The organism is Streptomyces sp. NPDC002793 (assembly GCF_040295485.1).
Taxonomy (GTDB): Bacteria; Actinomycetota; Actinomycetes; order Streptomycetales; family Streptomycetaceae; genus Streptomyces.
Map to the genome: position 1 here is coordinate 20,969 of NZ_JBEOVL010000060.1, position 15,009 is coordinate 35,977.

Sequence of the window (15,009 nt, forward strand, 5' to 3'; positions counted from 1 at the left end):
CGTTTGGTCCTGTGTGCGAAGCGTGGAGTGGGATGCGACAGGAGCGGGGCCGGTCGATGTCGGGGCCGTGGACGTGCGGTTCATGGCTGCGGGCGGCACGCCGGAGTGTTCGCCGTGGTCCGCGGCGGCCGCCGAAGTGCCCTTCGAGCAGTGTCCGCCCCTGACGCACTTTCCTGTCCGCAAGGGCAAGCGCACGGCGCCGGGATGGTGGTGGTCGGCGACCACCGGACGGCTGGTGCACTACGGCTCCGGGGCGATGCGGCTGCATGTGATGCTGCTCGACCGCGACCCACGCGTGACGTATCTGGCCAGTCAGCCGCTGGAACTGCGGTGGCGGGAGCGGGGCGAGGTGCGTACGCATGTCCCGCAGATGATGCTCCGGCTCGCTGACGGCCAGGGGGTCTTGGCGGACTGCACCGCCGGCGAGGAGCTTTCGCAACGGCAGCGGTCCCTGGCAGCGGTGCTCGGCGAAGTGTGTGCTGCGGTGGGCTGGCGGTACTGGGTGCTGGGGCCGGTCGATCCGGTGTACCGGCGCAACGTGGCCTGGCTGGCCGGGTACCGGCATCCGCGGTACCACAGAGGACAGCGACTGGCGGTCACGCTGCAGGAGTCGTTCGCCGGGCGTAGGCCGCTGTGGGAAGGCGTGCGCAGGACCGTCGGGGATCCGATGGTGGTCCTTCCTGCGCTGTTCCATGCGCTGTGGGCGGGGCGCCTGTCTGCGGATCTGGGCGCTCCGATGCATGAGCGGATGCCGGTGTGGGCCCGGTCGGCGTGATGAGGGCAGGGGGCCGGGGGGTTGTCGGGCCGGTGGTCGAGGTGGGGTCGCGGGTGCGTTTCGAGGGCCGGACCTGGACGGTGGCCGCACTTATCGGCGGGCAGGTGCGGCTGATCGCGAAGAACGGTGAGACGGCAACGCTGCTGCTGTCGCTGTTGTTCGCCGGCGAGGGCTTCGAGGTTGTGGATGGGCCCGCCGCTCGCCGGGTGGTGCCGCTGGGCCTGCTGGATTCGTTGCCTGCGACGGTGCGGGAGCGAGCGCTGGCCTGGGAGGGGCACGTGCGAGAGGTGGAGACGGGGCACCCGGGCGGATCCGGTGGGGTCGGCCCTGCGCGGGCCGAGTACGACCCGGAGGTGCGGACGCTGGCGCAGCGGGAGGAGGCGAAGGCCGCGGAGCTGTCGGCGGCGGGGATGCCCACCAGCGCGGTGACGGTGCGGCGGATGCGGGCCCGCTACCGCGACGGCGGGGTGTGGGGACTGGTGGATCAGCGGACCGTGCGGCCCCGGTCGGCGCTGGGGCGTGCGGACGAGCGGGTGGTGGCCGCGCTGCGGGAGGTGCTGGAAGCCGGGCAGGAACGCTCCAGCGGAACGCTGGGGCGGCTTCGGGTGTATACCGGGCGGCTGCTGGCCGAGCGGTACGGCCCGGGGGCGGTGGCGCTGCCGTCGACTGCGACGTTCAACCGGCTGGTGCACGCCTTGGCCGACGGGCGCGGGCTGCTGGGCAGTGCGCGGCAGCGCCGCTGGCGCTCGGCGCGGCCGGCTCCTCCGTTCGTACCGACGACGGTGATGGCGCCGGGTGAGTTGGTGATGATGGACAGCACCGTGCTGAATGTCTTCGTGGTGCTGGACGACGGGGTGGTGGAGCGGCCCGAGCTGACCATCGCGCTGGATGTGGCGACCCGCAGTATCTGCGCTGCTGTGCTGCGGCCGAAGGGGACCCGCAGTGTGGACGCGGCGCAGTTGCTGGCGCAGATGATGGTTCCCGCGCCGATGCGGCCCGACTGGCCCGAGGCGCTGGCGATGGAACGCTCGGTGATCCCGTACGAGCGGCTGCAGAGCGTGGACGCCCGTCTGGAAGGGGCCGCGGCGCGGCCGGTCATCACCCCGCAGACCGTCGTGGTCGATCAGGGCAAGGTGTTCGTCTCGTCCTCGTTCGTCGCCGCCTGCGGATCGCTGGGCATTTCCCTGCAGCCGGTGCCGCCGGGCAATGGGCCGGCCAAAGGGCAGGTGGAGCGCACGTTCTCCTCGATCAACACGCTGTTCGCCCAGCACGTCGCCGGTTACACGGGTTCCCACACCGGCGAACGCGGCCGGGACGCGGAAGGCGAGGCGGTGTGGACGCTCGCACAGCTGGAGGACCTGCTGCAGGAGTGGATCGTCTGCGGGTGGCAGGAGCGCGAGCACGACGGGCTGCGGCACCCGATGGTGCCCCGCCGCGCCTTGTCGCCGAACGAGATGTGGGCGGCGCTGGTCGCCGTGTGCGGGTACGTCCCGGTACCGCTGGGGCGCGAGGACTACATCGAGTTGATGCCCGTCAGACGGCAGAAGATCAACGACTACGGCATCCGCATCGACTACCGCACCTACGACCACAAGGTCCTCAACCCTTACCGAGGCGAGTCCTCGCCCGCGGCGGACGGGCTGTGGGAGATCCACTGCAACCCGCACGCCCCAGGCCAGGTCTGGGTGCGTCTGCCGGATGCCGGCCTGCCGCAGGGATACCGCTGGGAAGCGGTGCCATGGATCCACCGCACCCTGGTCACCGCCCCGTTCACCGACTTCACCTGGCAGCACGTCAGGCGCACCGTCGCCCAGCGCGGCAGCCGCGTGAGCCACGAACACGACCTGGCTCTCGCCCTGCGCGAGCTGTTGGAACGCGCCGCCGCCGGACACGGCACCCGCCGGGAGAAGGTCGTCGCCGCCCGGGCCCGCGCCGGTGCCGCCGCGAACGAGGACGGCGCAGTATGGGGGATCCTGTACGGCCAGCAGCCGCCGGCCGGGGTGCTCGAGCCTGATGGTGAGGACGTCTTCGCCGATGACGGCGAAGACGAGGACGCTTGCGACGGCGACGGTGGCGTGGGCATCGGGCCGGCTGACGCCGCGCTGCTGAGCGGCCCTTCGGCCGGCCTGGCGCAGGAAGCCGATACGCCTGCGCCTGTGCCTCCCCGGGTCACGGTCTACGACCCCGCCGAGGAGTCCCTGCGATGGTGAGCCTGTCCCCGAACGACACCGCCGGGTTCGCCCCGCTGGCCCCTCCGACCGTATGGCAAGGCTGGGACGCCTTCGTCCACCGGGCGCCGGCCCCCGCCCGGGATGCCGCCGACCCGGTCTGGTCGCAGACGGAGCGCGAGGACTACCACTCCGAACTCGCCGTCATGCGTACCCCGGCCATGGACAGTGTCTTCACCGCCGTGCGGCGGCTGCTGCTGGTCAACCGCCGCCAGCAGGCCGGCGCCCGCCGCGGTCTGATCATCTCCGGCCCGGCCACCACGGGTAAGACCACCACGATGATGGCGCTCGGGCGGTCCTTCCAGCTGGCCGACGCCCGCCAACACCCAGGACAGGCCGCGCGCAGGCCTGTGCTGTTCATCAGCGTGCCGCCGGCCGCCACCCCGAAGATGCTCGTCAGCGAGTTCGCCCGGTTCCTCAACATGCCCATCACCGACCGCCTCAACCAGACCCAGATCACCGGCGCCGTGTGCGACCTGCTGGGCGAGCTGGGCACCCAGCTGGTCCTCGTCGACGACGTCCACCTCCTGGACACCCAGCGGCGCGCCGGCGCGGAAACCTCCGACCAGCTGAAGTACCTCAGCGAACGCATCCCGGCCACCTTCGTCTACTCCGCGATCGACATCGAGACCTCCTCACTGCTCAGCGGAGTGCGCGGGGCGCAGATCGCCGGCCGGTTCAAGCTCTTCAGGCACCGGCCGCTGGCGTACGCGACCGAGCAGGACCGGGCCGTCTGGAACGACCTCGTGCAGGCCATGGAGAACCTGCTGCGGCTGCGCGCACACCGGACCGGAACCCTGGTCAAGCACGCCGCCTACTTGCACGCCCGCACCGCGGGACGGATCGGCAGCCTCTCCCACCTCATCCGTGAAGCCGCCCTGATCGCGATCACGGAAGGCTTCCGTGAAGCCGCCCTGATCGCGATCACGGAAGGCACCGAGCGGATCACAAAGCAGCTGCTCGCCGAGGTCGAACTCGACGCGGCCGCCGAAGCCCAGGCCAGGCCGTCCCGGCCCGCACGGCGCACGTAGGGCATCCGCAATGGCGCACCGGTCCAGCACGCCCGCACCCGCACGCCTGCCCCGGAACAGACGAGCGGAGCGCGAACGGGCGGCATCCGGCAGCATCTTGCCCGCCATGAGCGGCGGCGCGGCAGGACGCATCGCTGCGTTGAACGGGGAGCTGACGCTGTCGTTCCTGACCAGGATCGCCGCCCGGTACCACCTCGGGATCCGTGACGTGCTCGCCGCCGTCACCGATGTCGGCGGCCTGCAGAACCTCACAGGGATGCTGTACCCGGACAGCGAGATCCACCTCAACGCCCAGGCACGCGACCGGGTCGCCGCACTCTGCCATGTTCCGCAGCACGTGCTTGAGTAGGCGCTGCCCGCATGGACGCGGGAAGAGCCGAGCGGAAAGTACGGGATGGGCCCGGTCGGACGGCTGATGCGCGGTGAGGAGGTCGTCGCCGCATGGGGGCCGGCCTGCCCCGCATGCACCGCCGCCCGCACCGGACGAGAGGTGCCCGCCCGCCAATACCTGGCACCCGAGCAGCGCGTCTGCGCACGCCACCGGTACTGGCTCCTGTACCTGCCCCACACCGGCGGGCTGACCGTCCCCCTCGGCCGGTGCCCGGAAGTGATCGAAGCCCAGCGGCAGCATGCCGGGTTGCTGTACCGCTCCCCCATCGGGGCGCAGGCGTTCGAGGTCGCTCGTGCCGTCACCAACTCCTGGTGGGAGCAGCCCTGGCCCCGTCAGGAACGCGCCTGGCCGGCGCGGCTCGATGCCACACGCCCGGACGGCGCCGATCCCGGCTGGTGGAAGGTGGCGGCACGCGACCTGATCACTTATCCCGAGACCGTCGCCCTCGCCCGTCTGCTGGCCAGCCGCCCCCTGCAGCAACGCGCTGTCGCCGAATCGGACGGCCACCTCCCCTACCGTCTTGGTGAGCTACCCGCTCTTCTGGCCGAGGTCGCCCATGAGCTGCAGCGGCCGTGGCTCGTCCACCGCCTCGCCGCCGTCACCCACGGACCGCTGTTCACCTGGGCCCACTCCTGCGTGAGGACCCGCGTCTCTGGTGAGGCCACCGCGCACAAGGCGCTGTGGAGGGTGCACTCGACACACCGGCCTCGTCCTCTCAGCGATCTCCTGCCCCATGTTCCGGCCGGCGACGGCACCCCGCCGGTCCCAAGGCCCGTCATGCGGCTTCGCGGCCACAGTCTCCAAGCCGAACGTGCCTTCGAGAGAAGCCTTGCGCACGCCCACGCCTACCACCAGCAGTTCGGGCACCTGGCCGTCCCCAAGGAAGACTCCTTCGGCGATTACCCGCTGGGCGCATGGCTGTCCAACCTGCGCACCCGCCACACCCGCGTGCCCGCCCACCAAGCCGCCGCCCTCCACGCGCTCTATCCGTGGTGGAACGCGCCCTGGAGCACGCTGTGGCAGCGCACCTGGCACCAAGCCCGCGATCACATGGAAGCCAACGGCCCGCTCGAGCCCGCCAGCGGGTTCCCCACCACCGGCTACAGCCTGGGCGAATGGCTGTACCTGCAGTGCACCCGCTACCCGGCCCTCCACCCCGAACAACAACGTCTCCTCACCCAGATCGGGATCGACGCCGCGGCGGCGGCCGCCGCCCACCCCCGACGGCGCAGCTACGCAGAACGCTTCCAGGTAGGCCTGGCGCATGCCCGCACGTTCGCCGACGTCCACGGCAACCTCGCCGTCGTCGCCCACGCGGCTATGCACGACAGCTACCCACTGGGTCAGTGGCTGGGCAACCAGCGCAGGGGCCGTCGCTCTGATCGCCGACCCCTGCCCGCCGAACGGGCTCAGGCCCTCGCGGACATCGATCCCTGGTGGAACCCGCCCTGGGGCCTGTCATGGCAGCGCCACTACTACCGGGCTCGTGAAGCCGCAGTCGGCAGTCTCCTCCAGGCTGAGAACGGCTTCAGTGACCTCGCCGACCCGGATTCCGCCGACTGGCTGTGGCACCAGAGCGCTACGTACGACGAGCTCAGCGAGGAGCAGCGGCAACTCCTCACCGACATCGGCATCACTGCCGAAGTGGCACGCAGCGCCCGGGAACACGCACGGACGGCACCGCCGAGACCGGCTGCCGCCCCGGCTCCGCATACAGACAAGCCCAGCCCGGTCGGAAAGGGTGCGGATCCTGTCGGCTCCACCCATCGACGCCGCACACGACGCGCCGCCGAACCCAAGCGTCCCCGCGAGCCCCGCAGCCGCCTCGGGCACCGCCCCGACCTGAGGCCGGGCTTCGAAACAGCCGTGGCACACGCCCGCGCCTACGCAGCCGAACACGGCCACCTCGCAGCCCCCCGCGACACCCGGCACGACGGGTATCCGCTGGGGTGGTGGCTGTTCAGCCAGCGCAACCGGGCCAAACAACGCGCCCGCGACGGCCTGCCACCCTCACCCCACCTGACCGAGCTGGCCGCAATCGACCCGTGGTGGAACCCGCCCTGGAAGAGCGAGTGGCAGCGCAACTACTACCGCGCCCGCAACCACATCGAAGCAGGCGAACCGTACGACCCCGTCGCCCGCATCCCCGCACCGAGCACCGTCCTGGGCAGCTGGATCACCCGCGCCTGCCTGACCTACCACCAACTCCACCCCGACCAGCAGCACGTGCTGAACGCCATCGGCATCACCGCTCAGACCGCCAGACAGTGGCCGGCAACCCCCCGGCCCCGGCCCCACGCCGAAGCCCTCCAACACGCCCGCACCTGGGCAGCCGAACACGGCCACCTCTGCCCGCCGATCAAAACCGTCCGCAACGGCTTCCCCCTCGGCGAATGGCTCGACAGCCAACGCCAACTCGCGAAGAAACGGGCCAGCCCCTCCCCCACCCAGCAGATACTCGCCATGATCGCCCCCTGGTGGAACCCGCCCTGGCCCATCCTGTGGCAACGCACCTACCACCACGCCCTCGAACATCCCCGCCACCCGGCAGCCCGCAACTGGATCCACAACCAGCAACGCGGCTGGCTCCTCCTCCACCCCCACCAACAACACCTCCTCACCACAGCCGAACTCGTCAACGTCTGAACTCCCCCTCCGGCCAGTACCGGCACCTTCCGACTCGGGTCGGTTGGCCCTCAACCAGCCTGGGTTGGCAAGAACTTCGGACGTAATCTGCCCGAAGAGGTCTCAGACGGCGGCGTGATGACCGATACTGGTGGGCAGGTCTGGCGTGCCCGCACGAGGATGCGCGAGGCCGAAGAGCAGAAGAAAAGGCGGCGCGGAAAAGGTTAATGAACCGGCTTAAGTGCTTTATCAGCATTCTTTTTGTTAAGAACGCTATATAGCCCACCCTGCCCAAAAAGCCGAAGAAAACCTCCGCTAAAACCGCCGAACAAATCCTTTAAAAAACCCTGCGGGACCAGCGCTCCGGTCTCCCAAGGGGCTGACAGGTATGCCGCAAAACAGCACCGGCCCGCCCTACGGCGGCGCCGGTCTTCGGCATGCCCTGACACCACGGCACACCAGTGCCGCCTCTCCCCGTCCCAGCCGTCCACGCACGGCTCGTTCAGGCATGAGGCGGCCCAGCCGTCACGTGCTGGAAGGGCATCCACGCGATGAACTCGTCCTCCCTTACCCCTGTCTCCGGCCTACTGGCCGGACTCCCCGCCGTCCTCGCCGGCGCTCTGGGCGGCGCACCCTGGTGGGCAGTCGGAGTGATCGTCATCGCGGCATACCTCGCCGTCCCCCTCACCAGCCTGATCCTCGACCACAAACGACAGCGAAAAGGAAGCATTGTCGACGAGAAATTCGCAGCCACACTCGACCAGATAACAGACCCCGAAAAAAGAATCCAAGCCATCATCAACTACCGCCAAGCCACAGCCCTCGCCACTACTCCCCAGCCACCACCCGAACCCCCACCAGGAGCACTACCACCCACCGACCCTGACAGCGGCAGCCAATCACCAGCACCCGCATAGATGATAAGGAGCAGCCTTCTACGCTGGATTCATGACCGAGGCCGATCTGTCTACCAGCCAGTGAGACTGTCGTGGTGGCCGTCGAGACGGCCCAGATGGATGTCGCCCTCGGGGGTCAGCAGGTAGGGCTGGTGGGCGCCCATGTCGGCGAGCAGGTCGGCGGCGAGGGCATAGGCCGTGACAACGGCCTCACGCTTGTCGGTGGCGAGAGCGGTTAGGTTCGCGGTGGTCTGTGCCGGGGTTCTCGGGATTGGTTCGACGGAGCCGTGCTGGAAGTGGCGCTCGGAGACGACAAGACGCACGGGAGTGATGCCGCGGAAAACCTGGGCGCCCGGGGCGGCCGGTCGCGTCTAATGGCGCCCATGTCCCCATCACCTTCTGCCTTGTGGCGCTTCATCGACAAGGACGATGCCACCGCGCTGACGCTCGTCGTCGACACTCCGGCCGGGGTCTACACCCGCCGTGTCCCGCCGGCGCTGCCTCTGGCCCCGGGCGTCGAGCACGGCCCTGCGGCGGAACAGGCGGCCCATCATGCCGCGGCGGCCTGGGGTCTGCCCGACTTCATCTTCCGCCAGGCCGCCCACGCCCAGAAAGGATCAGGCCTCCGTGAACTCGGGGACCGCCTGCTGCTGGCCGGCCATCGAGGTGCGGTCGTGCAGGTCAAGGCCCGCACCATAGTGCCCAAGGACGACACCGCAGAAGCCGCCTGGATCAAGAAGGTGGCCACCAAGGCGATGAGCCAAGCGAAAGGGACCGTCCGGCAACTGCGGATGATGCCAGCCGATATGGTCAACGGCCGTGAGCGGATCTTGAACGTCGACGGCAACGCCTACGAGTGGATAGCCGTGTTCCTGCTCGACCACCCCGGTGTGCCCGCGGGCACGGTGGTCACCTGGCAGGAGATCGGCATGCCGGGGATCGCGCTGACCCGCCGCGACTGGGACTTCCTCTTCGACCAGCTGCGCTCCACCACTGCAGTGCTGGACTACCTCTTCCGCGCCGCGGAGGAGCCCTCTGTCCCACTCGGCGAGGAACCGGTGCGCTACTACGAGTTCGCCGCAGCGGACGCCGACGCCTCGCCGGCGCAGTTCGACACGGAGCTCTTGGGCCCCGGAGGCGTTGCCTACTCCACCCCGCAGCTGCCTCAGGCCCCGGCGGGGGACGACGGCACCCAGGCCCACCTCATGATCCGCCTGCTGTTCGAGGACATAGCCCTCAGCCCCCTGAAGCCCCCGCTGATCGAAGCCAACCGTTTCGCTGTCCTGCACGACCTCGACCGGCTGCCCGTCGGCGCCCGCACCGAATGGGGTCACCTACTCGCCGACATGCTCCGCGACGTACCCGAGGTTCCCGAAGAACACTGCAAATGGCGTTTTCGACGCATGCTCCACGAGGACGACACCCGCCAGCTCATCTTCGGAGCGGCCACCCTTCTCGACTCCCGCGTCAAAGCCGCTTTTCAGGCTTACGTGCTGCTGCGGCACCACGAGGTCACCACGCGTACCGGTCTGGCTGAGCAGACCGCCACGCTCGGAGTCCTGCTCCCCCCCGCCGCGGCGGGAACTCACCGTGGGACACCACCAGCATCCGCGTCGAAGGCCACCTGGACCTCCCCGACGACGAACTTCAGCTCTACCGGCAGGCATGGAACCGCACCCCCGAAGACGGCACCGCCGTCCCGGGCTGACCGGCTCACCGGCTCACCGGCCCGCCGTACCGGTGAGCCCGAACGCCACGCCGAAGCGGCCAGACGTGCCGGGAGCCGTGCTGCGCGTCAGGTGACGGCAGGGCTGCGGCGTTCCAGGAGGACGACGTCGCGCCAGTGGCGGCGATGGCAGCCGATGCGCTCACGATGGCCGATGACGCGGAACCCGGCGCGCTCGTGGAGGGTGAGGCTGGCATCCTCGCCGTGTTCCCCCGCCCGACCGACCACCGTTCCCGTCATCGACAGCGACACCCTGCGTAGCCTTGACGCGCTCATCGGCCTCGACACGCTGTACAACCGCCTCGGCCCAGTCCCAGACGCCCCCGCAGCGGACCTCGACAACCCCCAGAACGAACACCCGGCGCACATCCTCCAAGCACTCCGGGAACACCGCGGCAAGCCTCAGCCAGCGGCTGACCACCCCCTGCCTCATCCCTCCGGAAAGACGGAGCAGCAAGCCGTGACAGACCAACCACTCGCTCTCGCACCCGAAGAATGGCAGCGCCTCGCCGCCGCCCGCCATGCCTACACCAAGACCGTCAGCCCCTACTACGACGAGACCCTGCAGGAAGTGACACGCCGTGCGTGCACCAGCGGAAGCATCGGCAAAGCCGACATCGGAGGACTACTGATGTGGAAACGGCTCAGGGCCGATACGCCCTGGGCCTCTGAACTCATGGCGCTCGCGGACTCTGACGTGCGCCGCGCAACCGCCGCGGCCACGGCCGCCGCCCGGGACACCTCTCTCAGCCGCCGCTCGGCAGCGCAAGCCGGCCGAGCAGCCCTGGCCTCACTACCTGGTTTCCGTACTGGTGACGCCCTCGCCTCCGCCGTCCTCACAGCAGCCGCACCGGACCGCATGGCCATCTACGACCGCCGAGCCCACAACGGACTGCGCACCCTCGGCATCCCCCTCAGCCACGCACCCGGCCGCTACAGCCGCTACATAGAAGCGATCGACCAGCTACTGACCACCGCTCCAGACCCCATCCGCAACTGGACCGCCCGCGACATCGACACCGCCCTGTACTGGATGACCACATACCAGCACTCAACGAATCTGATCAACACACCCGAAACATGACCACACCTGACCAGCACCCGCTCAACCTGATGAAACAGCAGCTCAGCTCAGAGAACTGAAACCCAGTCCCCCATCACCAAGCGGAGAGAGCCCGACCCGGAACACTATCGCCACCCACACCAAACTGATCAGCCCAGGCCAGCCCACCACCCACTGATCAGAAAAACCGCCCCTGGACAAGGCCGCCCTCGCTGCACTGGACGTTCCCTGGGCAGTGACCGCGCCGGTGCCGAGTCGGCCTGGGGACCTGGGTCCGGCGGGTGAAGCCGTCGTCCAGCCCGTACCGTCGGACGCGTCCGGGTAGGAATGCCAGAGCCGAGACGACAGCATGAAGGACGAGATCGCCTCCCCAGTCGTAGACCTCGAACTTCGGGCCGCTGTCCAGCCAGACCAAGCCCGGTCTGCCGAGACACCACGCCCTGCGCGAAGAGTTCTCATCCGTTCGGGTGAGCGGCGAGGATCGGAACATCTGCGCTTCTGCTCATGTACTTGGCTTCGGGTATGAAGCCTGGCGGAGTTGTTGGTGTGGATGCGGCGGGTGATCTCAAGGTTTCCGCTGTACCTGTGGCTACCGGCAGGGTCGACGCGTGCTTTCGTGATCCTCTGGGAAAGGCACATCAGGTTTCGTGGCTTGCGGCGGCGCAGGACGTTGTCTTTGAGGACTGTCCTGTGATTCGGTCGTTTCCCGTCCGGTATGGGCGGCGCGTGGCGCCGGGGTGGTGGTGGTCGTCGACCAGTGGGCGGCTGGTGGCGTACGGGTCCGGTGTCATGCGGACCCAGCTGATGCTGCTCGACCGGGATCCGGCGGTTGTGGCGCTGGCCTGTCGGCCAGTGGAGCTGGTGTGGCGTGAGGACGGCAAGGTCGTCTCTCATGCGCCGCAGCTGATGGCCCGGCTTCAGGCCGGCAGCGGCCTGTTGCTCGACTGCGCGGGACGCATCGGGTCGTCTGCCCGGCTGGCGGAGCGGGCGCGGGTTGTGGCGGCTGCCGCGGAGGCAGTGGGCTGGGGCCTTGACCCCTGATGTTGGACACACGAGACACTGGGTCCTGAGGATCTGAGAACGGACATCTCGTGGTCATGAAGAACTATCCGCCGGAGTTCAAGGCGGACGCGGTCGCGCTGTACGAGTCGCGGCCGGAGGCGACGATCAGGTCGGTCGCCGCCGATCTGGGGATCAACCCGGAGACCCTGCGGAACTGGGTGAGGGCAGCCGGAGCAAGCCGTCCCCGGGGCCGACGGACGCAGGAACCGGCCCAGCCGCCGGCACCGCTGGAGGCGGAGAACGCCGCCTTGCGGAAGAAGGTCCGCGAGCTGGAGGAGGAACGCGAGATCCTGCGCAAAGCGGCGAAGTATTTCGCCGGGGAGACGCGCTGGTGAACCGCTTCCAGTGTGTCGCCGACCTCCAGCGCCGTTACGGCGTGAAGCGGCTGTGCAGCATCCTCGGAGTCAGCCGCTCGAGCTTCTACTACTGGCGGCGGACGGCCGTGGACCGGGCCACCCGGCAGGCGGCCGACGCGAAGCTGACCGCCCGGATACGGGCCGTGCACCACGAGTCGGACGGCACTTACGGGGCCCCGAGGATCACCGCCGAGCTCCGCGAGGAGAACGGTGAGGCGGTCAACCACAAGCGCGTCGCCAGGATGGTGCGGGCGTCCGGAATCGAAGGGCTCCGGTTGCGCCGCCGGCACCGCACCACCGTCTCTGACCCGGGCGCCGCCAAGGCCCCGGACCTGATCGGCCGCGACTTCACCGCGGACAGGCCGAACACGAAGTACGTCGGCGACATCACCTACATGCCCGTCGAGGGCGGGAAGTTCTGCTACCTGGCGACCGTCATCGACCTCGCATCACGCCGTCTGGCCGGCTGGGCGATCGCCGACCACATGCGCGCGGACCTCATCACCGACGCCCTGGCCACGGCGATCCGCACCCGCGGCAGCCTCGCCGGATCGATCATGCACACCGACCACGGAGCCCAGTACACCAGCAGGGCGTTCGCCGAAGCCTGCAGGTCAGCAGGGGTTCGGCGAAGCATGAGCGCGGTCGGATCCAGCGCGGACAACGCACTCGCCGAGTCCTTCAACGCGACCTTCAAACGCGAGACCCTGCAAGGACGAAAAAGCTGGCCACCCGAGCGCGAGGCCCGACTCGACGCCTTCCGATGGCTCCACCGCTACAACACCCGCCGCCGACACTCCCACCTCGGACAACGATCACCGATCGCCTTCGAGAACACCCTCCACCACACACCAACTACGCTGACACAAGCCGCATAACCCGTGTCCAGGATTCGGGGTCAAGGCCCGAAGGGGTCTGGCTGCCGTCCGGGGGCCGTGGCCCACTACTGGTACAAGCGCGGATCGACGGCCCGTGGTGTGGGGTGGGTGTACGCCTCACGGGAGGGTGTGCGCTCCGGCACCGCGCGATGGCTGGCCAAGAAGCCCGGCGGCACCTGGAAGGCCGCCAGCGGCTGGAAGCCCGCGGCCCGCGTGGGTGGCTCCTTCGTGGAGGCGTCATGGGGCAGGGACGGGCACACGGGCCCGGTGTACCCACGCGGTACCCGGATCTGCGTGCAGTTCAAGGGCCTGTCCACGAAGGCCTGCGTCACGCTGCAGTAGACCAGGGTGTGTTCCCCTTCCCTCGACCAGCCACGAACGTAACGGCGTGTCGTGCTGCTGATCGCTGGACGTGCCACTGCATTCGTGACCTCTCGCAGCGAAGGGTTGAGCCTTCTCACTGAAGTCTGAACTTCCCGGCGCGTGGGCGCCGTCGAGACACCTCGTGATGAGTGCTCCAACGAAGCGCGGCAAGAACTCCACGGTGCCGCCGACGACCTCTTCACCCCTTGACGGGGAGGGTTCCCGACATCAGGCCGGCGGGATTTTCTCTCGCCGTACACCGGCTTCGATGGCCCCACGTAGAGCCCTCGTCCGATATGGCGCCATCTTGCGGCCGTGCACCCCTGACCAATTTTCCTGCACGGACGACCAAGTCCGGAAGTCGCGACGACCTTACGGTTCATGGGTGAGGCCGATGTAAGGGCGTCACACACTCACACCACAGACCTTCCCTCAGCTGAGTGCAGGCCGTCCATCGCGATCACCACCGCCACGACAAGAGGAGATCTCATGCGCCCGGGAATACTCACCAGGTCCTTGATCACAGTATCTTTGACGCTCGGCCTCACGGCCACCGGCCTTGCCGGCGCGAGCTTTGCCGCCGTGCCGAGCGCCACGAGCGCCGGGACGTACGGAACCACCGCCGTGATCAACCTGGGGCTGAACACCAAGCAAGCCATGGGCATGCAGGAGATGCTTGAGGTCTATGACACCAACGGCAGCATGGTCATTGACGGAGCTCTCGGCCCCGACAGTTGGACGGCCATGCAGCAGATGCTCAAGTGGTTCCACGGCTACGACGGCGCCCTCGACGGCATTCCGGGCCCGAAGACCATAGTCGCCCTGCAGGATTGGCTGAAGGATGACTGGGGCTACAAAGGCTCGCTCGACGGCGTCGCGGGGGAAGGAACGAAGGCGGCCTTCGCCCGCGCGGGCAGCTACTACTACCACCTGTACAACTGATCGCGTCCGTCCGGAGGGGATCCACTCCGTGTCCAGGACGGATGCGGGTCGTGACGGCGCCGGAGCCGACGCCCCCCTGACGCATCGGCCATCGGCTCACCAAGCCCTCCAGCCCACGAACCGCGGCGACCTCGCTCCGCGATCACCCACCAACGCAGAAGGACTAATCCACATGCGTCACAACACCCTGGCGAAGGCCCTCGCCACCGCCGTCGCCGTCGCCGCCCTGACCACCGTGGGCGTCTCCGGTGCCGCATACGCGGCACCCGCACCGCCCGTTGCCGCTCCGCAGGCGGTGACCGCCGTGGTGAACCTCGGCCTGACCACCACCCAGGCCAAGCACGTGCAGTGCTTTCTCGACTATGGCTGGGGCTACAACGGTGCGATCGACGGGCTGCTGGGCACCAACAGCTGGAAGGCCATGCAGCGCTATCTCGCCGCCCAGAGCTACTCCGACTACAACGGTGACATCGACGGGATCGTCGGTCCCCAGACGGTGAAGGCGTTGCAGCGTGCTCTCGCGGTCGCCTGGGGCTACACCGGGCCGATCGACGGCCTGGCCGGGGCCGGTACCAAGGCCGCGTTCGTCCGGTTCGCGGAGACGTCGAAGGTCTACTGCTGACCCGGCCCTCCCACTCACACGGGCGCCGTGGGGGGAGCGGCCGGGGGCGCC

General features: G+C 68.9%; 14 protein-coding genes and 1 pseudogene. 11 read left to right on the top strand and 4 right to left on the bottom strand.

The annotated features are described in order from the left end of the window. The first annotated feature begins 82 nt into the window (after positions 1-82). From ABT001_RS33030 to ABT001_RS33050, 5 genes are all read left to right on the top strand, one after another. Positions 83-775, top strand: coding sequence for a TnsA-like heteromeric transposase endonuclease subunit (locus ABT001_RS33030; protein WP_351285088.1), 693 nt, complete (start codon positions 83-85; stop codon positions 773-775). Beyond that, a complete protein-coding gene (locus ABT001_RS33035; protein WP_502967565.1) occupies positions 775-2,985 on the top strand; it encodes a TnsB C-terminal domain-containing protein in 2,211 nt (736 codons plus the stop codon). Before ABT001_RS33030 ends, ABT001_RS33035 begins: the two co-directional genes overlap by 1 nt. Further along, positions 2,979-4,034, top strand: a complete 1,056-nt coding sequence (locus ABT001_RS33040) for a TniB family NTP-binding protein (protein WP_351285091.1) — start codon at positions 2,979-2,981, stop codon at positions 4,032-4,034. The genes ABT001_RS33035 and ABT001_RS33040 overlap by 7 nt, the downstream gene beginning before the upstream one ends. Positions 4,035-4,140: 106 nt before the next feature. Next, positions 4,141-4,383: a hypothetical protein gene (locus ABT001_RS33045; protein ID WP_351285092.1), complete on the top strand. Its 243-nt coding sequence runs from the start codon at positions 4,141-4,143 to the stop codon at positions 4,381-4,383. A 45-nt stretch (positions 4,384-4,428) separates the two neighbouring features. Beyond that, complete coding sequence (locus tag ABT001_RS33050) at positions 4,429-7,071, top strand: Helicase associated domain protein (RefSeq protein WP_351285094.1); 2,643 nt, start codon at positions 4,429-4,431, stop codon at positions 7,069-7,071. A 946-nt stretch (positions 7,072-8,017) separates the two neighbouring features. On the opposite strand, the gene ABT001_RS33055 is transcribed toward ABT001_RS33050, so the two are convergent. From ABT001_RS33055 to ABT001_RS36175, 4 genes and pseudogenes are all read right to left on the bottom strand, one after another. Further along, on the bottom strand, positions 8,018-8,269 hold the full coding sequence (locus ABT001_RS33055) for a hypothetical protein (RefSeq protein WP_351285095.1): 252 nt from the start codon (positions 8,267-8,269) through the stop codon (positions 8,018-8,020). A 294-nt stretch (positions 8,270-8,563) separates the two neighbouring features. Further along, complete coding sequence (locus tag ABT001_RS33060; RefSeq protein ID WP_351285096.1) at positions 8,564-9,235, bottom strand: hypothetical protein; 672 nt, start codon at positions 9,233-9,235, stop codon at positions 8,564-8,566. Between the two features lie 45 nt (positions 9,236-9,280). Then, a complete protein-coding gene (locus ABT001_RS33065; RefSeq protein WP_351285098.1) occupies positions 9,281-9,535 on the bottom strand; it encodes a hypothetical protein in 255 nt (84 codons plus the stop codon). A 206-nt stretch (positions 9,536-9,741) separates the two neighbouring features. Next, positions 9,742-9,867, bottom strand: a pseudogene (locus ABT001_RS36175) (GNAT family N-acetyltransferase); the annotation flags it as partial. A gap of 265 nt (positions 9,868-10,132) precedes the next feature. On the opposite strand from ABT001_RS36175, the gene ABT001_RS33070 reads away from it, so the two are divergent. The 6 genes from ABT001_RS33070 (at position 10,133) to ABT001_RS33095 (ending at position 14,958) form a co-directional block, all read left to right on the top strand. Continuing rightward, the gene (locus tag ABT001_RS33070) at positions 10,133-10,756 is read left to right on the top strand and encodes a hypothetical protein (RefSeq protein WP_351285100.1); all 624 of its coding nucleotides are present in this window, start codon (positions 10,133-10,135) and stop codon (positions 10,754-10,756) included. 501 nt (positions 10,757-11,257) lie between these two features. Then, entirely contained in the window at positions 11,258-11,776 is a 519-nt protein-coding gene (locus ABT001_RS33075; protein ID WP_351285110.1) for a TnsA-like heteromeric transposase endonuclease subunit, read from the top strand. Between the two features lie 50 nt (positions 11,777-11,826). Continuing rightward, a protein-coding gene (locus ABT001_RS33080) for an IS3 family transposase (protein WP_351285102.1) occupies positions 11,827-13,031 on the top strand; the annotation gives its coding sequence in 2 pieces (ribosomal slippage) (positions 11,827-12,118 and positions 12,118-13,031; 1,206 coding nt in all). A 57-nt stretch (positions 13,032-13,088) separates the two neighbouring features. Continuing rightward, positions 13,089-13,373: a hypothetical protein gene (locus ABT001_RS33085; RefSeq protein ID WP_351285104.1), complete on the top strand. Its 285-nt coding sequence runs from the start codon at positions 13,089-13,091 to the stop codon at positions 13,371-13,373. Positions 13,374-13,925: 552 nt separating this feature from the next. Then, positions 13,926-14,336, top strand: coding sequence for a peptidoglycan-binding protein (locus ABT001_RS33090; protein ID WP_351285106.1), 411 nt, complete (start codon positions 13,926-13,928; stop codon positions 14,334-14,336). A gap of 172 nt (positions 14,337-14,508) precedes the next feature. Next, complete coding sequence (locus tag ABT001_RS33095; RefSeq protein ID WP_351285108.1) at positions 14,509-14,958, top strand: peptidoglycan-binding domain-containing protein; 450 nt, start codon at positions 14,509-14,511, stop codon at positions 14,956-14,958. Positions 14,959-15,009: the final 51 nt, after the last annotated feature.